This window comes from Candidatus Vallotiella hemipterorum (genome assembly GCF_910593725.1).
GTDB lineage: Bacteria > Pseudomonadota > Gammaproteobacteria > Burkholderiales > Burkholderiaceae > Mycetohabitans > Mycetohabitans hemipterorum.
The window spans coordinates 18502-41473 of the sequence record NZ_OU343031.1 but is presented as its reverse complement, the minus strand read 5'-3'; the positions used below and the strand labels follow the sequence as shown (position 1 = coordinate 41473).

Here is a 22972-nt window from a genome sequence, read left to right as displayed (position 1 = left end):
ATGAATCGCCCCTATTATATTCTTTTGCCGGTTAATCTGTACTTTATTGCATTTAGTCTAGCCGTCGCGTTTTTTTTTAATCTTTTGCCGTGGGGTAAGTGGATCGGTGTTCCCGATTTTATCGTGATTGTGCTGTTGTTCTGGAATGTTCATCAGCCGCATAAAGTTAGCATGGGTACCGCCTTTATACTAGGGCTGCTAATGGACGTACACAACGCAAGCTTATTCGGTGAACATGCGCTGGCCTATACACTACTATCGTACGGGGCAATCATGATGCACCGGCGTTTGTTATGGCTATCGCTAAGCGCGCAGATCTTCGTTGTCATGCCACTATTAATAATTGCGCAGATTGTACCCTTTATAATCCAGCTAGTGTCTAGTGGCGAATTCCCGGGATGTAGCCACTTTCTAAATAGTGTGATCGGAGCGCTGCTCTGGCCGGTTATAAGCATACTACTATTGTTACCACAAAAACGTGCGGCCAACCCAGACAATACACGACCGATTTAACCTGAACCGCTCGAAGATGACGGAATTTAATAATCCCGGGCAGATGCTAGCCTGTTTCAGGCTGCGCATCATCGCTTCAGGCATATTTGTGCTTGCATGCTTTATACTACTTGGCTGTCGCTTTCTATATTTACAAGTTTGGAAACACGATAAATATTCTCTGCAGGCAGACGAAAATCGCATCTCGATCGTGCCGATCACGCCAAATCGTGGCATGATTTTCGACCGAAATGGTATAGTGCTCGCCAAAAACTACTCAGCCTACACGTTAGAAATTACGCCATCAAAAATTAATGGCTCACTGGATAATCTAATTGAACAGTTATCGAGTGTAGTGACTATCGACGTTCGCGATCGTCGCCGATTTAAGAAGTTACAGGAAGACTCCAAAAACTTTGAGAGCGTACCGATTCGTACACAACTCAGCGACGAGGAAGTAGCCCGTTTTACTGGGCAGCGCTATCGATTTCCGGGTGTAGAGGTACGCGCAAGACTATTTAGACAATATCCACTTGGTACTAGTGCAGCGCACGTGATCGGTTACATCGGACGCATATCACAACGCGACAAAGAACGTATCGATACGGTCAGTGCAAAAAACGACAGTAATCCAGCACACTATAATCCTCGTCTTGATAGGAACAACTACAATGGGACCGACTATATCGGAAAAATTGGTGTAGAGCAAAGCTACGAGACCGAGTTACACGGCATAACAGGCTTTGAAGAGGTTGAGGTAACCGCCGGAGGCCGACCGGTACGAACTTTATCACGCACCCAAGCTGCACCCGGAAATAATCTTCGACTCTCGCTTGATATCGGCTTGCAAAAAATCGCGGAACAGGCATTTTTAGGTAAGCGTGGCGCCCTGGTAGCAATCGAACCTGCGACGGGAGACGTTCTCGTATTCGTGTCGTCACCCAGCTTTGATCCAAACATGTTTGTAGATGGCATTGATCAGCTAGCCTGGAATAGGCTGAATACATCGCCTGACCACCCTCTGCTAAACAGGCCATTATGTGGTACTTATGCACCCGGTTCGACATATAAACCATTTATGGCGCTCGCTGCACTCGCTGAACATAAGCGCACGCCAACGTGGGGTTTCCAGGATCAGGGCTCTTATAAGTTCGGTGGACACGTATTCCATAACGACGTATTACAGGGGCAGGGATGGGTCGATATGCACCGTTCAATCGTTGTATCTAACGACACGTATTACTATATGCTGGCGCATGATCTAGGCGTTAACACAATTGCAAATTTTATGAAGCAGTGGGGGTTCGGCCAGAGGACTGGTATCGATGTTGAAGGTGAAGCACGCGGTGTGCTACCGTCTACTGATTGGAAGAAGAGGGCCTATCATAGAATTGAGCAGCAGCGCTGGTATGAAGGTGAAACAATTAGTCTCGGCATTGGACAGGGCTATAATTCGTATACGATACTTCAACTCGCTCACGCCGTCGCAACGCTAGCAAATAATGGTGTGATTATGAAACCTCATCTGGTTAAAGATATCGAAAAGCCGATCACACGAGAGTGTCGGCTGACATCATCTAAACCCAGCGGACGAATCCAGGGTATTACGCAAACAGATATAAACGTTATCAAGTATGCGATGAAAAGCGTAATGGACAGCCCTGCTGGAACTGCGCATAAAATCTTTAGTAACGCGCCCTATACGTCGGCTGGCAAGACTGGTACGGTGCAGGTATTTTCGCTACAAGGACAAAAATACCGCGCACATGCATTATCTGAGCACTTACGTGATCACGCATTATTTATTGCGTTTGCGCCGGTTGAGCAACCGAAAATAGCTATAGCATTAATAGTCGAGAATGGCGGCTGGGGAGGGCAGGCGGCTAGCCCTATTGCCCGAACCGTACTTGATTATTACTTTATTGACCGCGTGAAGCTCGATTCCAAAGCCACTACCTCCATCGCGATGAAAACTTCGACAATCGACCTCCGTAGTGCTCAAACCCCAATACAGGACATATCGAACTTAGCCAAAGCAGAGGTAGTAATGGCTAAGTCGGTACTTGCAAACTCGGCATATAAAAGTATTAGCAGTAAGCCGCTTCAAAGCAACTCCAGCACTGTTAGTGTATCAGTATCAGATCTTTCGAACATTGGAACAATGGTCCCGTACGCTAGTAGCAATAATATGCTTCCCGCCACACAACAGACACCTCCTTTATATCAACCTTTAGAGAACACACTACCCGCTATGTCAGATCGATTCAGGAGCGCGAAAAGCGTCACCCATTCAGTCGTATACTAGGAATCGCCATGCCTATCGAGCCCCGCGCGATAATTAGACGTGCAAAATGGATGTTCACCGGCTTTGATAAACCATTTATGCTAATTGTCTTATCGTTGCTATGCTTAGGCATACTAGCGCTATATAGTGCTAGTATGAACGCACCTGGACGTGTTGAAGACCAGGTGCGTAATATTTTACTTACGTTTGTGCTGATGTGGATAGTTGCTAACATACCCCCACAGACACTGATACGTTTTGCCGTGCCTGCTTACACTTTTGGAGTGGCGCTGCTTATCGCGGTATCACTATTTGGCTTAACCAAAAAAGGTGCTAAACGATGGCTTAATGTAGGCGTCGTGATTCAACCATCTGAAATCCTAAAAATTGCTATGCCGCTAATGCTAGCATGGTACTACCAGAGACGAGAGGGCATGATACGGTGGTATGATTACCTTATCGGCTTTATTATCCTGGCAGTGCCAGTTGGGCTAATCGCTAAGCAACCTGATCTAGGCACTGCAATATTGGTGCTATCCACGGGATTATTTGTCATCTACTTTGCAGGATTAAGCTTCAAACTTATCGCTCCTTTAATGCTAGCATTAGTAATCGGCATTACCTCATTGGTTGTAACTGAGAAGCATATTTGTCAGCCAGACATCCAATGGGTTTTGCTACATGACTACCAGAAGCAGCGTATTTGCGCACTGCTCGATCCAAGTTTAGACCCGCTGGGGAAGGGATTCCACACAATCCAGGCAATTATCGCGATCGGATCTGGTGGAGCCTTCGGCAAAGGCTGGCTTAAGGGAACTCAAGCGCACCTAGAGTTTATTCCAGAAAAACATACAGATTTTATCTTTGCTGTCCTCTCTGAAGAGTTCGGTTTAGCTGGCGGGCTTGTGCTTTTATTCTTATATCTTTTTCTCGTCGTGCGTGGCCTGTATATTGGAGCCAATGGTTCTACTCTATTTAGCCGATTACTAGCTGGGGCGCTAGCGCTTTCCTTTTTTATGTATGCATTTGTCAATATCAGCATGGTCAGTGGTATTTTACCTGTCGTAGGCGTACCACTACCATTTATAAGCTATGGCGGCACTGCACTTATTACACTCGGTATTGCAACCGGAATGATTATGAGCGTTGCACGGCAAAAGCGCCTAATACAAAGTTAATAAAAGTACTTTTTGATTATAATAGGGTATGGTTCAGAAAATTCTTTGTAAAAATGCCTTAATAGCTAAAATCCTTTGATGCGTGAACACTACTGAAGTAACAATACTACTTAGTACAAACTATATAGATTAATACTATATCTATATGTACACTATAGACGCGAGAGAAGGTCTAAACACCTTGTCTATGAGCCTTTTGTCGGTATTTTGAGTGCATCTCACGACTATTTTATGCTTATAAAGCATATGGAGAGAAATAGACTAGTTACTAATCGTCAATTAGCATGGGATCTTGCAAGTGTATTAAACTCTTTATACCAGACTTTGAGCCTCATAAAAGTTTATTACTATGATCTATCCGGATTTCTCTTTATACTAATCATCTTACCTTAAAAAATTTTAATACATATTAATATCCGTATAAATTTCTATACTAGTAGATAGATGCTTCACCTCAAATTCTTGTTTGGGTGTTCTACTTTTTAAAAAAGCACTTATACGTCTGAATAATAGGCGGTATTAATGATATTAAAGATTAGCCTATAACTAGCCGAGTATTTAATTCGCCTATTTAGTGATCTATCGATTGCATAAGAAAGTTTTTATAATTTATACGCTTATATCTTATTAATTTCTGATTACTCTAAAATTATAATAGGGCCTCTCCTTTTGGGATAATCGTTTGGCATCATAATATTTCCTGCTATTCGGCTATTTTTTTCGATGAATTAGTACTATAAAAACATGAGGATTTATCTATATAATCCTATGCGTAACTAACACTGCGGATTATAGTTTGAAAAATTGAAAATACTACTAGTCGATTAGACCTTACCACCTTTCCTGTAACCTATAAAATTAACTATATATTAATCTGATTAAGAACATTATTACGCATTACTTATCAAGTAAGCACCCACAAGATTAAAATAATAGTCCTTAATGAGCCATTACTTCTATTTAAAAGAGGATATGTACATTATAGAACTATTGATTTATAGTTGAGCCTGATACAAGCAGTGTCATTAGCATATGTTGCACTTGACTGTTTAAGCGTGCTAAAAATAAAAAACGTCTATATAGAACAAGCAGCGGGTCTTACTAGATAAAACAATGTAAGTGAAGTGTATATCGGCTATGCTTATATCTGATGCGCTTTATAGCCCCTCAATTAGAAGGGGTAAGCTGGCCGCTTATACGGCCGATTTACCTAAATTATTTTTAGATGCCACTTTGCATATCCGGAAGATAGTATAAAACTATAACTTCTATTATATAGGTTTCATAGACTTGGCTATATTAGCTATCTTAATAGAACATTACTTGCACAGGTAATATGCTGTTAAGATAGCAATTCGTAGATAAAATTATATGTCACTATATAAACGAGTTGTAAGTGAGATTACCGATGGAAGGGGGCTCACCTCGATACAATCCAGTTAAGAGCGTTTTCTAAGCTTAGTCAGGGAGGCAGAATATCTAAACAGCTATCTAGAGAACAACATGATGCGTACTATATAAACTCCTCATTCCTATTAAGGAAGCAGAGGTTAGCACTAGAAACTAAACTTTAAAGTTTTTTACTTTTTAAGATTTTACGAATTAGTGGTGGCCTAGGGTGGAATTGAACCACCGACACGCGGATTTTCAGTCCGCTGCTCTACCAACTGAGCTACCAGGCCACGCTGAACATTGAGTATATCAAGGTTAGTCGAAGGCCTCAAGTTTCTATAAATATAAGAAGTAAACGGACTATTATTTACATTACTTTTACCTCATTCGACGCCAAGCTGACTGAGCTTCTTGTATAAGCAGGTATTGATCAAGCCCCCGTTTTTCGGGATGTATGATCTGTTAGAATAGCTAAAATAAGATAATACTCACAGCATGCGCGCCTAAAAATGGCTTACATTGCGTAATTATATACTAACGACTTAGTTGTAGTTAAAGTTTCTGCTATCGGCTATTTTATTAATAGGTAGCCTTAATTCACTAGCGGCGCTTTGCGCTATAGTTCTTCTTCGAAAGCGCCTGAGAGCTTTCAAGGCGTAATTAGCTCCTCAGGAAAATTTAGCGCACTAATATTGACGGCCTTGACTGTAGTGTTAGTAATCTTATACCGTAAGGTTATATTAACCAGCGTCGTTAATAATCTTTACGCTACTTATTCTTTGCAAAATATCATGCTATCAGCATTAAGCATCTACATATCATGCGTTGCTAGATCTAGCTTAACTCCTCTTAGGACTCCGGCACCTGCTATAAATTTTTGGCAGAAGCAATTCTTTGTTTCTAACATATCCAGGAATAATTCCTGGATATGTATTTCTAATCTTAGATTAAGTTAATACTTTAGTAATTAGCCTACTAAACTACAAGTTTATATATAATGCTGGTGTATTTATCAATAAACTTCTTCTATAGCCTGTTGTGCCATCCCCTAGATAGACCTAAAACCAGGACCCACCTGAGGCACATAAGTCAAGCCGGAGAGTACGGGGCCCTACCATACAGGTAGTGCTAGTGAGTACTCTTAGAGATATTGATTTCGCCTGTTATTGATGTGGCTCTGGATTAGATAGCAAACTTTTTGCAGATTATTAAGTCAGTACTTTAAATTCTGGAACATTCCCCGCACGCATCTAGGGCAGTATAGCAATAAGGAGTACTGCTTGCAGACATTACGTACGTTAGTAGCTGTCTAGATCGACTCTGGCATTATTATAGTAAAAGTTTCGAGAAATAATGCATACTTTACTCGCATTAATCGCACTAATAAATTTTATGTAGTCCGGACTTACTAAGTGCTTTCTCCGGGTATACATAATATACTCACTGGACCATATGCATGCGCTTTATTATGGCTTACTCGTATTTAAGTGCGGGATATAAAAATATACGTAGCTATAATAGCTTTAGCGGTATTGGCGTACGAGCGCTGATACATATTAAGGGTGTAGGCGGCTGTTCATTTGTATGATACAGCATCTTTTCTAACACCCCCTCTCAGTAACCTCAGTAACTTAGCTTAAGCGATTAATTAGGTCTTAAAGCACTGACCTTTATATAGAGAAAATCCTGCGGAAAATTCTCGAGCCATAAGCTTTCTACCTCCTGGTTTTTGGAGCTGTGTAGCGCGCAGCGCCTGCTCGCCACATGCAATCGTAATACCAGTGCTATCCACGGCTACAATAGTGCCGGGAGTCACGTGGGTTTCTATAGCACATACCGATTCAGCGGCTAAGATTTTTAGTGGTGTACCATCTAGTATCCCATACGCAGCAGGATACGGATTAAAAGCCCTCACTTTACATGACAGAACTGAAGCTGGCAAGCGCCAATCTAACGCCGCCTCCTGTTTGGATAGCTTATGTGCGTACGTGATACCCTCGCTTAGCTGCGGAGTTACTGGCAACGAACCAGTGCGCTCTAATTTTAGAAGTCCAGAAACGATAAGCCGTGCGCCGGCAGCAGCTAGTTTGTCATGCAAAGTTCCTGCAGTATCTGTGGGCTCGATGACCACCTTTTCGCGCATAAGCATCGGACCCATATCCAGTCCTGCGTCCATCTGCATCAACGTGACACCAGTAACTTTGTCTCCAGCTTCGATTGCTCGATGGATAGGTGCTGCGCCACGCCAACGCGGCAACAGCGACGCATGAATATTAATACAGCCATACGGTGCGATATCAAGTACCGTATGCGGTAATAGCAACCCGTATGCGGCCACTACTATTACGTCGTGTGGCGTACTGCGCAACAAAACTAAAGCGTCTACCGCTTTACTTGTGTACTGGCTGTCGCACTTGAACGAGAGTGGCTGAGCAAGCATCAATTTTCGAGCTATAGCAAGCTGTTTAACGGGACTTGATGAAAACTTCATGCCGCGACCTGCTGCACAATCAGGCCTTGTTAATACTACTGGAATAGTAAAACCTGCGTCGTGAATTGCCTGCAGCGCGGTTGCTGCAAAGCATGTTGTACCAGCAAAAATTACCCGAAGGGGGGACCTTATCGAAGCCATTACATTATTCAATCGGATTTTTTCATTTTTGTCTTAAGCTGCATCTGCTTAAGTAGAGATAGGTGCTCAATAAATACTTTGCCGAACAGGTGATCTATCTCATGTTGTATGCAAATCGCCAGAAATCCCTCGCACTCTAGCTTGAACTTTTCTCCATGTTCGTTTAATGCTTGAACGCAGATTTGATTAGCACGTTCGACACCCTCATAAATGCCAGGCAATGACAGGCACCCTTCTTCATTAACTGTACGCGCTTTGCTTAACCAGATAATATCTGGGTTAATAAACACGCGCAATGCATTATGGGTATTTGACACATCAACAACTATAACTCGCTCGTGGATATTCACCTGTGTAGCTGCTAGGCCGACACCAGAGGCTAGATACATGGTCTCAGCCATATCAGCCACCAGTTTACGGATGCGCCTATCAATATGCCTAACCAGCTTGGCGACTCTATGTAAGCGTTTATCTGGATAATGCAGTATTCTTAGAACAGCCATGGTTAGTTAGTCCTTGCAAACTCGAATCATCTTTGCATTTGCGCTTCGCCTCATGCGCATAAGGCGGATCAATTACTTTTTATCTTTAATGCGAATTTAGTTAAGGTGCTGCTGTACCCAGCTGGCTACTGCTATAGACTCGCACATAGGAGACTTAGTGCCTCTTACACTAGCGGACGCGTAGCGCGGCGGAGTGTCCCTGGGCGCATGCCCATAAAACACCAGAATATAGTTAGCTTATAGATATTTTATCACGCGATAAATACTACGATGCGTCTACTGATGCTAATAGGTGGCGATCTTTACCTTGTTGGGGCTAGTACTGCGTACAATATGGTACGAGCGGCATCCAAGTTGTCCCAGGCTATCAGCACTAGATCGTATAGGTAGAGTGCCCTTTCCGAAGTCGTGGCCGAAAGCAGCCTTGATTGTATAAATCTCGTATTGAAGCGGAGGTTGCATATAAGAATACATGCATTCCGCTGATTGTGATTTAACTACCATCGTATCTACCGGTACTACTGATATCATACGATTACACCATTATTGCTTTATGTATACTGCATACTACGGCTTTCTGAGCCGTAGTATTATAACAATAAGTGTAAATTACGACTCTCCAAGCGCAGATAAACTGCACCCGAGGCGTAGCCTGACCTAGCTAGCCTAAGCCTCGCTATAATCATCGATTATAGAAACCTATGCCTACAGGCATAACGTGGTGTAACACGCAGCTACAATAGGAAATTCCCGTAATACGACGGACTAATCGTGAATAATAATGAGAGTGTGTTTATTATAAAACTCGACATATATTCAGGTTTATTGATCAGCGCTAGGCTAGCTAATAATAGTAGCTATAAAACACCTACTCTTTCTGGGTTCTATGAATCAATATTACGATATGTCAATTGTCAGTTACTAAATCATGCCTATGAGACTCATCAGTTACGGATGTAACTTAAGCGGAGCTAGAAGTGATCAATACAATCTAGGTGTTTTAAAGCTAGGATAACTCGCGCATTGATGCACACTTTAAAGCCGCTTAAGCAGCAGTACTACCGGAAATATGCAGCTAGATTAATCCTAGAAAAGCTAGTAGCACCAGTGCACGACCGCATACTGCCCATATAGCTACACGCTACAGTCACTAGATTTGACTCATCAGCGTTGTAGCGCCACGATATATTGCTAAGATTTCTAGATTATGCCTGCCCTTAACATTGATAATGACGCTGAACTAATTACTATGCGCTTGTCATCTGCTGATACGTTGTTCGTAGCCTGCTTATGTGCGGAATGGTGTGGATCGTGCCGCGAATATCGGACAGGATTTGATGGGCTCGCAGATGCGCATCCAGAGGTATGTTTTGTTTGGATCGATATCGAGACGCATGCTGACTGGCTAGATGACTTCGATGTGGAAAATTTTCCAACCATCTTAATCGAGAATTCTATTGCTACACGTTTTTTTGGTACTGTACTACCCTATCCCCCAATTATTGCGAGGATGCTTGTCGACCTATCTCAACTGCCCAGCATTACACACGCGCCGAAACTGCGTCCAGTGCTCGTCAACGGCGTGAGCAACGCGACATAATTTATCAGACGCGGCCTCGCTATTGTCGCTAGTCGCTTTCTGCGACTAGCGCCCCAATGCTTTATTGCATCTTGCTATACAGAATTTTATTCCGTGCATTTGTCTCTTCCAATAGTCATGTTAAAAGCCCTGATCATCGCCGAAAAGCCGTCTGTCGCAAATGATATCGCACGCGCGCTAGGCGGCTTCACAAAGCATGACGAGTACTACGAGAGCGATAACTATATACTGTCATCAGCTATTGGCCACTTAGTAGAGATCTCGGCGCCACAAGCGTATACAGTTAAGCGCGGAAAGTGGAACTTCGCGCATCTGCCGGTTATCCCCCCTTATTTCGACCTTCATCCGATCGCTAAGAGCGAAGCTCGCTTGAATTTACTGAGCTGGCTGATTAAACGCAAGGATGTCGACCGGCTAATTAACGCATGTGATGCGGGGCGAGAGGGCGAGTTAATCTTCCAGCTAATCGTGCAGTATGTAAAAGCTAAGCGATCTTTACAGCGTTTATGGCTCCAGTCGATGACACCAACCGAAATCCGAGACGGCTTTGCAAAATTACGCAGTGGTCAAGAAATGCAACCGCTCGCCGACGCAGCTCGCTGTCGCGCTGAGGCTGATTGGCTTGTAGGAATCAATGGCACGCGAGCGATGACGGCGTTCAATAGCAAAGATGGCGGCTTCTTCCTGACTACAGTTGGCCGAGTCCAGACACCAACTCTGTCGATTGTTGTGGACCGGGAAGAAAAAATTCGTCGCTTCTTACCGCGCAACTACTGGGAGGTAAAAGCTAAATTTCTGTGTGAGACGGGCTTCTATGAAGGGCGCTGGTTTGAGCCGACATTCAATAAAAACGCGCTTGACCCTGAACAGCGTGACTCTCGACTTTGGCTTGCCATCGCAGCTGAAAGTATTGTCTTAGCATGCCGTGGGCAAAAAGGCATAGTCAGTGAAGAATTAAAACCCTCAACACAGCTTTCACCACTACTATTTGATTTGACAAGCTTACAACGTGAAGCAAACGGACGCTTTGGTTTTTCTGCTAAGCATACGCTTACACTAGCCCAAGCGCTTTATGAGCGGCATAAGGTGTTAACTTATCCACGCACAGATGCACGTGCGCTACCTGAAGACTATATAACTACAGTCCGAAATACTCTAGAAGTACTTAAGGAAAGTTGTACTTACTTTTTATATGCCAAGCAGATACTTGACAAAAACTGGGTCTGTTCGAACAAGCGCATATTTGATAATTCAAAAATTAGTGATCACTTTGCGATTATTCCGACATTACAAGCACCTAAGAACTTATCTGAATCGGAGCAAAAGCTATATGACTTAGTAGTTAAGCGCTTTATATCCGTATTTTTTCCGGCGGCTGAATACAAAGTAACGACTCGAATTACAAAAGTAGTGGGGCATCATTTTAAGACCGAAGGCAAAATATTGGTAAAGCCAGGCTGGCTAGAAGTGTACGGCCGCAAAACATTGCGCGAAGATGCTAACCTTACACCGATTATAAAAGAGGAGTCTGTTAAAACAGACAGGATAATCGCTCAACCATGGACTACTAAGCCACCGGTCCGGTACAACGAAGCTACGCTGCTCTCGGCCATGGAAGGGGCCGGTAAGCTAGTGGAGGATGATGAATTACGCGAGGCAATGGCAACTAAAGGCCTAGGAACGCCCGCTACTCGGGCTGCAATAATCGAGGGACTGCTTAGTGAAAAGTACATGCTCCGCGAAGGACGCGATTTAATTCCTACCACTAAAGCATTCCAGCTTATGACCCTGCTCCATGGCCTAGGAGTTAAAGAGTTAACTTCCCCTGAACTAACTGGTGAGTGGGAATATAAGCTCTCTCAAATAGAGAGAGGCTATCTGGAACGCGAAGAATTTATGCGTGAAATCGTGTGCATAACTCAGACAATTGTTAAACGCGCAAAGGAATATAATTCGGACACAATACCTGGTGATTATGCGATATTAAAGGCACCCTGCCCAAACTGTGGTGACAAGGTTAGAGAAAACTACCGTCGCTTTACGTGCATAAAATGCGATTTTTCGATCTCAAAGATTCCAGGTGGGCGGCAATTCGAGATTAAAGAGGTCGAACAGCTGCTGTTGGAAAAATCGATTGGTCCGCTGTCAGGCTTCCGCTCAAAAATAGGGCGACCATTTTCAGCTATCCTAAAGCTTGCTTTCAATGAAACAGTACATAGCTATAAATTAGAGTTTAACTTTGAGCAGGATATAGCGGGAGACGATACTGAAATACCTGATTTCTCCTTACAGGAGTCTATAGGTCAATGCCCAAAGTGTTACAACCGCGTATTCTGGCACGGTATAAGCTATGTTTGCGAAAATCAAGTTGCTCGTCCTAAAACCTGTAACTTCCGATCTAGAAAGGTAATACTGCAGCAGGAAATCACGCGGGAGCAAATGGCAAAGTTGCTCCATAACGGACGTACCGATCTATTAACTAATTTTAAGTCTTTACGTACTGGTCGTAATTTTAAAGCATTCCTTATTAAACAAAAAGATGGTTCAATTGGCTTCGAATTCGATAAGAAAGAAGCGCTGAGAAAGCCTATAGAAAAGTCCTTGACACATAGCAAGAAGGTAAAGAGTAAAACTAAGGATATCATATCTAAAATGCGTCTTAAGCCAGGAACCAAACGAGTCATTCAGACTACTGCGGTAAAAACGGGCGCTAACACGAAAACTACCCCCTAAAATCCACTATAGGATGATTACTAGGGTGATTAGCCCGGAAAAAGTAGAGCTAAGAATTCGCGAGTAGCCTAAAATAACCGGACAATCGATACTTCGCGCGATATACCAACCCCTCCTTATGTGTGCTGGTCTAGAGCTGAGCAGCAATATCATGCTACTGCCACAGCAACATGATATTACCTAAGTAACTTAGGCTAGTATTCAAGAAATATAAAATTTAATTTAACTGAAGTTCACGATTGGGTGATCCCATAAAAATTTTTACCCTGGCTTTATACCAACTATGCCCCCATCCACTTAGCAGGCCTGGTAATAAAGTAACGCTATTGCAGCGTAATACGCATTACCATAATATCCCGTGATTATTCACAATACTCTTATTAAAATCGCCTGCAGAGGCGCTTTTATCTACACAATAGAGGACCGATAATAATCGATAATTGCTGAGAGAGACGCGCGAGCTCTAAAATGTGATTATAAGAATAATAAATTAGCTATCGTATCACGATACCAGAACTACGCATACCATGAAATAGTGATACCAACGCGAAACTTCTGCTCTTCTATAAAAGTCATTTTGTGGTCAACTTTCACAGAAATCTAGGCGAATTCTAAATTATTAAGTCGCAAATACTGGCGACCTAGCAAAGTTTTTAAGGTTTATAAGATCCGTATGAAAACGTATACCGACTGATTCAGTGTTCTAAATAAACCTCTACTGGGCTAAAACCAAATAGCATTGGTATATATACACAATATAAAACTTTTTTATTTTTTAGTACCTTCCTAATTTAGGAAATGTAGTCATGGACTTCAATATTAATATCACTACCTTGATCCAGGTAAACTAGGCTGCGAATTATTGCCTGGTTGATACTTTAATTTAGTTTAGCGTCCTAGGAAAGCACAAGACTCTTGATTAGAGAGTTTTCCTGTGAAACGGCCACTTCCTTTGCTATACAGAGGGATCTCCCAAGGAACATACCTCCAAACAGATGATATAAAAATTCCAGGTTTGTACATTTATTACCCTTATAGCTCTTGTGAAACTACAACATGCACTACACCGTGTGTATGCCCTATTAATACACCTAGGAATTTATTGCACTGTGCTCCTATGGACATACAGTACACGCAACCGATTTTTAGCAATGTGTCGCTTTTATACTAACAGCTCAGCGCTGATATTTCCGAAATGCGAGGAGTAGTTGCATATCTTTAGTTATAGATTTAAAGTTGGCGGAATCTCTAATAGGCTGCCTATCCAAAACACTTTTTACAGAACTATCTTAAAATCATCTAAAGCTACTGTTTCTAGTCCTATACCTCTTCCTTCGGGGTTAGGGCGGTGAAGAGCGTATTTGTATTATTGAATGACAAGCGTATCAGATCTACACGGGTTGAGCACCCAGCTAATATTAATATTGAACTGTATTTCACGGCTTGTGGTGTTTAATAAATGTCAATATTATAATATCAGCGTTTTTTAGTTAAGTTGATTTATAAAATTATTTCCATTCTTATAAGTAATAAATAGCACGAGCTCTGCAATACTAACCATACGAATCACGCCTAGACAGGCAGATTTATAACAAATGTTAGGCGCTGCAATTTTCTAGCTTATATTATTTTAATATGTGACTCGCATCGATCCTATACGGGCCGTAAAAATTGAAAGCCACTGAGTTCTTAATACTACGTATTATCACTGGTATGTATAAAAACGGATCTCCTATATCTCCATAGTAATCCATCCATAGTGCATGTGATGCACCCTACAATACCGCACCGTTTTAAAGCCCCCCCCATGAAGATTGCCATTCTCGATGACTATCAAGACGCTATCCGTAAACTTGACTGCTTTCAACTACTCGCTGAGCATGAGGTTAAAGTATTTAACAACACGGTGCGCGGTCTTGGACAATTAGTTAGTCGACTTGCGGAGGTCGAAGCGCTTGTATTGCTCCGTGAGCACACGGGAATTACGCCGAAATTACTAGATAAACTACCTCGGTTGAAAGTCATTAGCCAGATAGGCTGCGTCTCTAGCCACCTAGACTTAAATGCGTGTAATGAGCGAGGCATCCCGGTACTCGGGGGTATAAGCTCACCCTTTGCTCCTGCCGAATTGACATGGGCGCTGATTATGGCAGCGCAGCGTCGCATTCCTCAGTATGTTTCAAACCTGAAGCAGGGTGCCTGGCAACAATCAGGTTTGCGAACAACCGCGCTACCACCAAACTTTGGGCTCGGACAAATATTACGTGGGCAGACGCTAGGAATTTGGGGTTACGGGGAAATAGGCCAGATTGTCGCTAACTACGGGCGCGCATTTCGCATGACTGTATTGATTTATGGACGAGAACATTCGCTACAAGCGGCTAAAGAAAATGGTTTTGAAGTGGTTAAGACACGTGAACAACTTTTTGCCGAGAGCGATGTACTAAGCCTACATCTTCGGTTACATGAGGAGACTCGAGGAATTATAACTGTCCACGATTTAACGAAAATGAAACCGACAGCATTATTCGTCAACACGAGCCATGCCGAACTACTTGAGGGTAATGCCCTCGTATCAGCTCTTTATAAAGGGCGACCTGGTATGGTCGCTGTAGATGTATTCGAAAGCGAACCTCTTTTGCAGGGATATCCATTACTGCGTATGGAAAATGCTATTTGTACTCCTCATATTGGTTGTGTAGAGCGCGAGAGCTATGAATTGTATTTCCGAGCGGCGTTTAATAGTATTCTTGCCTATCTAGGCGGCGATATACAAAATGTCGTTAATCCCGAATCACTGACAGCACAGATTCGCCGCTGACACCCACCTCTATAGTAACTCAATTGAATAACGCTACCTGCATAACTGCATCCTTGCTCGGCGCTTCTTCGGCTTTTAATTGCAGTACGTTAGCCTAGATAAATAGATCATCGACTACTCTGGCTATTACTGTTAGCCCTATTAAGGGGCTATTTTTTGGGTTTAGGTAAGTTAGATTAGACGATGTAGACCAACGGATTATCGATGTGCGTCCTACGTAAAAATAATAGAGCAAAAATAGGAGAATAACTTTATAGGCTTCAGAGTTTTATTTGGAGTTATAGGAAGGCGCATTATCAGCCATTATACGGGTGTCAATAGCACACAACATCTAGTGCAAAATATATACACGTTATAAAAGCCTGCTACAATACAACCCTTCGGGGGCGTTAGCTCAGCTGGTAGAGCAGCGGACTCTTAATCCGTAGGTCGAGTGTTCGAGTCACTCACGCCCCACTGACATTAGTCACATATAAGCAAAGTAAATTAGAACCAGATTCTATATAAGTAAATAATTTTAATTAATTAATTTAGGTCGCTCGCTTAAAGCGCCTTATCTAGGCGACTATAAGTGATCTATAAATTTTTCGATATAAAGTAGAACTATCTCTAATAGACTCTCGGTCTGGAGTCTGAAGTAGAGAAAGCATAGACATTGTTGTTAAAGAATTTAAATAACAGCAAATTTATCCGGTTTACGGCTTATGGCGTATGGTTTTAAACCAGTCGTTGAATTTTCTGTAAAACAGCTATATATCATGGCTCCTCTTTTTTACTCGTATCTCTTCCATACGTGTTATACACTACCGCTCTCAACTCACCGATCGCTGATACATAAACATAAATCAACACCAATATAGACTACCAGTATCGCTCCGGATCACTACGCGTTATTCTTGTCGATGTACTAATTTGAGTAGATATAGATTATGCGTATTACTAGTAATCGTTTTGTGTCGCCTTTCAATATAACAGCATACTATGCGCTGTCTGTATAAGTCCGTATGTTGTCTAAGCCTTAAGAGGTATTAAGAAGTAAATAGATATTTACGGGCTCCATACCATATTACTTTCCGATACAAAATCGGTTAAATATTGCTCCCAGCAGATCATTCGATGTAAACTCGCCTGTGATAGTGTTTAATTGTACCTGTGCTAGTCTTAATTCCTCGGCAAATAAATCAAGTGCGTGTAAATTGCACACTGCGTGCTCTGTGGCAGCTGTCAAATGTGCACTAGCTGCATGCAGTGCACGTAAATGACGCTCCCGTGCTAGGTAGACACTTTCCTGGCACACTCGCCATCCTGCAATGCGCAGCAATTCTGCGCGCAGCAGCTCGATACCCATCGCCGTCTTTGCTGATAAACTAATCTCACACGCGGCACCATCCTTAGAATCGCGTACATTTGGCTGGATGCCGGCTAAATCAATCTTATTAAAAATACGTACTACTGGAACACCGACAGGAAACCGCTTAGCGATTGCGCGGTCTTCCTCGCTAATACTATTACAAGCATCTAGTAGATGTAACACGATCTCAGATCGCTTAATCTCATTCCATGATTGCGCAATACCAAGCTGCTCTACTTCGTCTTGTGTATTGCGTAGGCCGGCGGTATCAATTACGTGCAACGGGACGCCTTCAATCTGGATTGTTTGCATAACTTTATCCCGTGTTGTACCAGCAATCGGCGTCACAATCGCTAGTTCGGCACCCGCTAGGGCATTAAGCAAAGAAGACTTACCAACATTTGGTTGTCCAGCAAGTACAACTAACAGCCCCTCCCGCAGTAGCGCACCTTGTTTTGCATCGCGCTGAACAGTCGACAAGGCATCACAAATATGCGCGAGTTTACCAGGCGCATCGGCCGCCTCCCAGAAATCGACTTCCTCATCGGGAAAATCAAGGGTCGCCTCGACCAGCATCCGCAGGTCTACAACTGCGTCGACTAGCTGATGGACATCACGAGAGAATGCCCCCTCTAACGAATAACCGGCTGAGCGCGCTGCCGCCTCCGTACTAGCTTCAATCAGATCTGCTACGGCTTCAGCTTGAGCGAGATCGAGCTTATCGTTTAGGAACGCGCGTCTTGTAAATTCGCCTGGTTGCGCTAGCCGCATACCGATAGCGTGGCTTGTATCCAAGCATCGACGCAGAATAAGCTGCAATACGACTGGCCCACCATGCCCCTGTAGCTCAATGACGTGCTCGCCCGTGTACGAATGAGGTGCTGGAAAATATAGACCAATACCGCGATCTAGCGGCACGCCAGTTGCATCAAAAAATGGCACATAGACGGCATAGCGAGGTTTAAGCTGATCATGAAATAACGCGTTCATTAACTGTGCAGCGCCCTCAGCCCCAGCGGAGCCGAACGAGACACGCACTATACCTATGCCACTGCGACCAGGTGCCGTAGCAATTGCAATAATTGGATCAGAATCGGTATACATTATTAAAATAAATTGGGATACGGATTCCACCGCGCTATACGAATTTGCTAAGACAAGATAATAGTCTCTATAGACTCTCTCTGAGAGGTAGCTTAGCTAGTTCAAAGTGGCACATAGAGCATGGCGCATTAGGCTAGTTTATTATCTATATGCTTAAGCTTTCTTGACGCCGCCTATCATTCGGGTAATGTAGTACTGCTGGGCGATCGATAACACATTATTCACGACGTAATACAGCACTAGTCCAGCCGGGAAGAAAAAGAACATTACAGAAAACGCAATCGGCATGAACATCATTATCTTTGCTTGTACTGGATCAGGCGGCGTTGGGTTGAGCTTAGTCTGAACTAACATTGATAGCGCCATCAACACAGGTAAGATACAGTATGGATCTTTCTGGGATAGATCATGGATCCACAGCACCCACGGTGCTCCACGCATCTCGACTGATGAGAGAAGGACCCAGTATAGAGAGATGAATACAGGGATCTGAATCACAACCGGTAAGCAGCCCCCAAACGGGTTCACCTTTTCAGATTTATATAGCCTCATTAGGGCCTCGTTCATTTTATGTGGATCGCTCTTAAAACGTTCACGAAGCTGTCTCATACGCGGTGTAATTTCTTTCATTCGAGCCATGGATTTATAGCTAGCCGCTGAAAGCGGGAAAAAAATCGCCTTAATTAATAGCGTAAGCAACACAATTGACCAACCCCAGTTACTAATAAAACTATGGATCTTCTCGAGCAAATAGAACAGTGGTTTCGCAATAATCGTCACCCAACCGTAATCCTTGAGCAATTCGAGGCCCGGTGCAATCTGCTGTAGCTTACGCTCTTCCTGCGGGCCGGCGAATAGACGAGCAACTACATGTATGCTCTCGTTAGGGGCGATGCTTTTTACTGGCTCCTTAATGCCAACTCGATACAGATTACGACTAAAGTTATCTGCGTAAAACTGATGTAGCGTACCTTCTCTTGGAATCCACGCAGAAGCGAAATAGTGCTGCACCATTGCAACCCAGCCGTTATAAGCCGAAGACGCATAGTTTTGTTTTCCCTGACTTAAATCCGAAAAGCTCATTTTTTGGAATTTATGCTGCCTAGTGTAGACAGCTGGGCCGATGAATGTATTAGAGAACCGCGGTGTCTCAACTAAAGTATTATCGCGCACTAACTCCATGTAGATGGTCGGTTGCACTGGGATATTGCTAACATTCTCTATCTTCGTATCGACCTTAATTACATAGCTTCCTCGAGTGAATGTATAAGTTTTTATAACTTTTACACCGCCTTTGCTCGGTGATTTGAAGCTGACTGACATCGTATTAGCACCATCTAAAAGCGACGTTACACCCGGCACGACATCAAATATATCGTTATGGTTTGGGAAATCACCGCCAATCAGGCCAGTGCGAGCTAGGTATGTATGATTAGCCGTCTGATCAAACAGCGTAATGTATAGGTCGGGCTGCCTTCCACTGCCCTTAATAAGCGATAATCGCGACAATGTTCCGCCTACAGTACTGATATCGCCGTCGTATACGTCTGTCTTAAAGTGGATCCGCCTTTGCTGAAAAGAAGGCTGAGCAGCATTCGGGTTGCTACGATCACTAATTACCCTATCGGTTTGAGGCAGATCTACTGGCTTCGACCCAATTATAGTCGGGTTTAGAGCCACTAAAGGAGCCGTCTGAGTAGGTGGAGTGTTCAAGAAGAATATCGACGGACGTCCATGGTCTTTCCGAAAGTTATCGTAGAGCATAACGCTTGACATGAAGAGGATAGCCCATAGAACAGTGCGTTTTATATCCATGCGTTGTCTCGTGATGAATTAACTGAGCAACTAGCGCCTACTGGAACGGACTGGGGGTACAGAATCGACACCGCCCGCCGAAAACAGATGGCAGCGGCATAACCGCTTTACTGCTAGATAGATTCCATATCTGATGCCATGATACTGGATTGCTTCGAAAGCGTAGTTAGAACATGAAGGGTAGAAACGGCATCGCCCCCCAAGACAAGGACTTACAGCAAGCTGATAAAAGTGCAGAAGCGTGATTAACACTGTTTGCATATCATGACCATCTGATTAAGATAAATGCGCCCGCTAGTCCGCAGTGTCGCGCACTCGTCGACGCTATATTTACCCGAATAGCTGTACGACAGCTAGTTCAACAAGCGACCGCATGGGCGACTAAATATTCAATCTGCTCTTGCAGCATCTGTGTAAGCGCCACAGATCCAGCACTTAAAAAGTGCTCATGATCAATCTTATGTGATAGCCGGATCAGCACGTCCCAGCCAGTCAACTCTAAGCGCCGCAGTCTGAACGCTTCGCGTACTAGTCGCTTCACTAGGTTTCGCGTGACCGCGCGGGGTGCCTGTTTTTTTCCAACCACTACACCAAGCCGCGCAGCTTGCTGGGTAGGACGGCGATATAGCATAAAGTGCGCTGAACGCGCACATGGGCGTAAACGAAAAACGGATGAGAATTCATCCGTTTTTCGCAACCTTGCGGTCTTCGGGAAACTGACGAGTGTTATCCCCATTTTGGAGTCTTCTACTCTAGAAAGCCTTCTCAGATGCGCTGCCCGTGCATCATTAATACATACCGTATATAGCTCGACATTGATACAAAAACCCAGCTAGCTCTCTGACAACTATCGATTACTTAGACGGTTAGCCTTTTACGACCTTTCGCGCGGCGCGCGTTAATAACTCTACGGCCGCCAGCGGTCTTCATGCGAATGCGGAAGCCGTGGGTGCGTTTTCTAGAGGTCACGGACGGTTGATAGGTACGTTTCATGTTGCTCTCATTCGTTAGAGGATAAGCCGAAGCGTGTTTTGAAAAAATCTATAAAGTTAGCGCAATAGGAATACTACATATTAGACTTTAAATTTGATTTTTTCATGATCTTCCATTTGAACCTCTTTTCTTTACGGAGTCAATGTCTTGCGCTTACTGTTGTAGTGTATTGTCTCCAGTACCCCGAACAATGGAGCACAATTAGCTTGTGAACAACGACGTGCTAATATAGCTTGCCACATTTAGCGGTAGAATCTCAGGTTATCCTAATAAACTAGCATACTACCTCAGTCGCCGAAATGCTTTATGCATCTACGGCTAGACTAGACTCATAGCTTTGCATGCAACTCTATGAAGAAACTTTGACGAAAATCGTTCTATTCGCGTCGAGTGTTGCAGCCGGTACAACGTCGCGCACCATAACAGACCACATGAACGATTTCTGACAACATTGCTTAACCCTACTATCGCGTAAGCTAACGCCTCAGCAGTACGTAACGTGGATTAAGCCAAGCCGCTCGCGCTCGTTGACTTCGATGTTGAGGCAAATATAGTGCGCATCGCTGCGCCAAACCGCTTTAAGCTCAACTGGGCGAAAAGCCAGTTCTTGGGGCGTATAGCCGATTTAGCGCAGGACTTTTGGAAGCATCCAGTGACAGTAAAGTTCATCCTAGATCCTAAAGATAAACCAAGGGAATCTGTCTAAAGGATCGTAAGCAGCGGAACACTTGCCAGTGCTATAGACGTAGTCATTGCGGCGGCCCCGAGAAAGCGGGCTGCCGTACTAGCTAGTGTCTCTACTCTTTACTTGACAATAGAGCATGCTCTCAGCACATCTAGAGCTTCGATCGTAAATAATAATGCGAACCTCGATTTTCTTAACCCGGATGTAAAAAAAACTACAGCAGTATCGCTTAATTCCCGCCTCGGAATGCCTATGCAGTTGCTTGATACAGATTTGACATACAAGCGCCCTAAGCTTAATTCAGTACTCACGTTAGAAAATTTTGTTACCGGTACGAACCAGCTAGCTCGCGCTTCGGCGATCTAGGTTACTGATAATCTAGGCGTCTCGTATAATCCTATGTTCCTATACGGCGGTGTTGGTCTTGGAAAGATACACTTGATTCATGCTATCGGCAACAAACTTATGAGTAACCAAGCTAGCGCTCGGATTCGATACATCCATGCGGAGCAGTATGTCTGTGATGTGGTAAAGGAGTATTAGAGAAAGACATTCGACAAGTTCAAGCGATACTACTCTATTCGCTTAACTTACTCCTAATCGACGATATTCAGTTCTTCTCTGGCAAATCAGATACGCAGGAAGAATTCTTTTATACATTCGAGACACTAGCCGAAAATAAGGCACAAGTAATAATTACTGGCGATATGTATCCGAAAAAAATACAGGGCATAGATGACCGATTAATTTCACGCTTTGACTCCGGTCTAACAGTGGCAATCGAGCCGCCCGAGCTAGAGATGCGGATTGCTGTTTTAATGCGCAAGGCGCATTCTGAAGGAGTTTCAGTAAACGATAATGTCGCGTTTTTGTCGCGCAACACCTACGGTTAAATGTACGGGATCTTGAGAGGGCATTATGGAAGATTCTTACATACTCAAAATTCCATGGATGTGAAATCACAATCGATCTAGCTAAATCGGCGCTACAAGATCTTCTAACAGTGCAACACCGCCAAATCTCAGTTGAAAATATTCAAAAGATCATCGCCGATTTCTATAACATTAAGGTCGCTGAGATGTACTCTAAAAAACGTCCAACTAATATTGCTCGACCGCATCAGATCGCTATGCACTTGGCTAAAGTGCTAACACAAAAGGGCTTACCTGGGATCGGAGAATTATTTGGTGGTCGCGACCATACAGCGGTGTTACACGCTGTGCGCAAAATTTCCAATAAGCGCGGCAGAGATACGCAGCTGAATTACGAGTTACATGTACTCTAGCAAACGCTTAAAGGATAAACTACATGTGACAGCATGTAGTGCCTAGTTATTATTACTTTTTATTCAGAGTTTTCCTAGAAAACTAGGTGTTTATGTTCGTCAAG

13 protein-coding genes, 2 tRNA genes and 2 pseudogenes are annotated in these 22972 nt (G+C 43.5%); 9 read left to right on the top strand and 8 right to left on the bottom strand.

What is annotated here, in order from left to right:
• From mreD to rodA, 3 genes are read left to right on the top strand one after another with little or no spacing between them, the layout of a single operon-like run.
• Nucleotides 1-513 (top strand): rod shape-determining protein MreD, encoded by a 513-nt coding sequence (mreD, locus tag KW136_RS00125; RefSeq protein ID WP_216796298.1) that lies wholly within the window; start codon nucleotides 1-3, stop codon nucleotides 511-513.
• A gap of 16 nt (nucleotides 514-529) precedes the next feature.
• Nucleotides 530-2797: a penicillin-binding protein 2 gene (mrdA, locus tag KW136_RS00120; RefSeq protein WP_216797347.1), complete on the top strand. Its 2268-nt coding sequence runs from the start codon at nucleotides 530-532 to the stop codon at nucleotides 2795-2797.
• Between the two features lie 8 nt (nucleotides 2798-2805).
• Nucleotides 2806-3954, top strand: a complete 1149-nt coding sequence (gene rodA / locus KW136_RS00115) for a rod shape-determining protein RodA (protein ID WP_216796296.1) — start codon at nucleotides 2806-2808, stop codon at nucleotides 3952-3954.
• A gap of 1606 nt (nucleotides 3955-5560) precedes the next feature.
• Here rodA and KW136_RS00110 read toward each other — a convergent pair.
• From KW136_RS00110 to def, 3 genes are all read right to left on the bottom strand, one after another.
• Nucleotides 5561-5636: transfer RNA gene (locus KW136_RS00110), tRNA-Phe, on the bottom strand.
• 1358 nt (nucleotides 5637-6994) lie between these two features.
• Complete coding sequence (gene fmt, locus KW136_RS00105; RefSeq protein ID WP_216797345.1) at nucleotides 6995-7969, bottom strand: methionyl-tRNA formyltransferase; 975 nt, start codon at nucleotides 7967-7969, stop codon at nucleotides 6995-6997.
• Between the two features lie 17 nt (nucleotides 7970-7986).
• Nucleotides 7987-8481, bottom strand: coding sequence for a peptide deformylase (gene def, locus KW136_RS00100; protein WP_216796293.1), 495 nt, complete (start codon nucleotides 8479-8481; stop codon nucleotides 7987-7989).
• 1207 nt (nucleotides 8482-9688) lie between these two features.
• On the opposite strand from def, the gene KW136_RS00095 reads away from it, so the two are divergent.
• From KW136_RS00095 to KW136_RS00080, 4 genes are all read left to right on the top strand, one after another.
• Nucleotides 9689-10081: a thioredoxin family protein gene (locus tag KW136_RS00095; protein WP_216796291.1), complete on the top strand. Its 393-nt coding sequence runs from the start codon at nucleotides 9689-9691 to the stop codon at nucleotides 10079-10081.
• Between the two features lie 117 nt (nucleotides 10082-10198).
• Complete coding sequence (locus KW136_RS00090) at nucleotides 10199-12814, top strand: DNA topoisomerase III (RefSeq protein ID WP_216796290.1); 2616 nt, start codon at nucleotides 10199-10201, stop codon at nucleotides 12812-12814.
• A gap of 1807 nt (nucleotides 12815-14621) precedes the next feature.
• The gene (locus tag KW136_RS00085) at nucleotides 14622-15635 is read left to right on the top strand and encodes a D-2-hydroxyacid dehydrogenase family protein (RefSeq protein WP_216796288.1); all 1014 of its coding nucleotides are present in this window, start codon (nucleotides 14622-14624) and stop codon (nucleotides 15633-15635) included.
• Nucleotides 15636-16018: 383 nt separating this feature from the next.
• Nucleotides 16019-16091, top strand: a tRNA-Lys gene (locus KW136_RS00080).
• A 610-nt stretch (nucleotides 16092-16701) separates the two neighbouring features.
• Here the strand turns inward: KW136_RS00080 and mnmE are convergent.
• The 5 genes from mnmE to rpmH form a co-directional block, all read right to left on the bottom strand.
• Entirely contained in the window at nucleotides 16702-18093 is a 1392-nt protein-coding gene (gene mnmE, locus KW136_RS00075) for a tRNA uridine-5-carboxymethylaminomethyl(34) synthesis GTPase MnmE (protein WP_216797337.1), read from the bottom strand.
• A 150-nt stretch (nucleotides 18094-18243) separates the two neighbouring features.
• Nucleotides 18244-19905, bottom strand: a complete 1662-nt coding sequence (yidC, locus tag KW136_RS00070) for a membrane protein insertase YidC (RefSeq protein ID WP_216796286.1) — start codon at nucleotides 19903-19905, stop codon at nucleotides 18244-18246.
• 30 nt (nucleotides 19906-19935) lie between these two features.
• A complete protein-coding gene (gene yidD / locus KW136_RS00065; RefSeq protein WP_216796284.1) occupies nucleotides 19936-20166 on the bottom strand; it encodes a membrane protein insertion efficiency factor YidD in 231 nt (76 codons plus the stop codon).
• A gap of 97 nt (nucleotides 20167-20263) precedes the next feature.
• Nucleotides 20264-20641 (bottom strand): ribonuclease P protein component, encoded by a 378-nt coding sequence (rnpA, locus tag KW136_RS00060; RefSeq protein WP_216796282.1) that lies wholly within the window; start codon nucleotides 20639-20641, stop codon nucleotides 20264-20266.
• Between the two features lie 122 nt (nucleotides 20642-20763).
• Nucleotides 20764-20898: a 50S ribosomal protein L34 gene (gene rpmH, locus KW136_RS00055; RefSeq protein WP_216796281.1), complete on the bottom strand. Its 135-nt coding sequence runs from the start codon at nucleotides 20896-20898 to the stop codon at nucleotides 20764-20766.
• Between the two features lie 431 nt (nucleotides 20899-21329).
• On the opposite strand from rpmH, the pseudogene KW136_RS04210 reads away from it, so the two are divergent.
• Nucleotides 21330-21580: pseudogene (locus tag KW136_RS04210) on the top strand (DnaA N-terminal domain-containing protein); the annotation flags it as partial.
• 279 nt (nucleotides 21581-21859) lie between these two features.
• Nucleotides 21860-22868 (top strand): annotated as a pseudogene (gene dnaA / locus KW136_RS00050) (chromosomal replication initiator protein DnaA); the annotation flags it as partial.
• Between the last annotated feature and the right edge of the window lie 104 nt (nucleotides 22869-22972).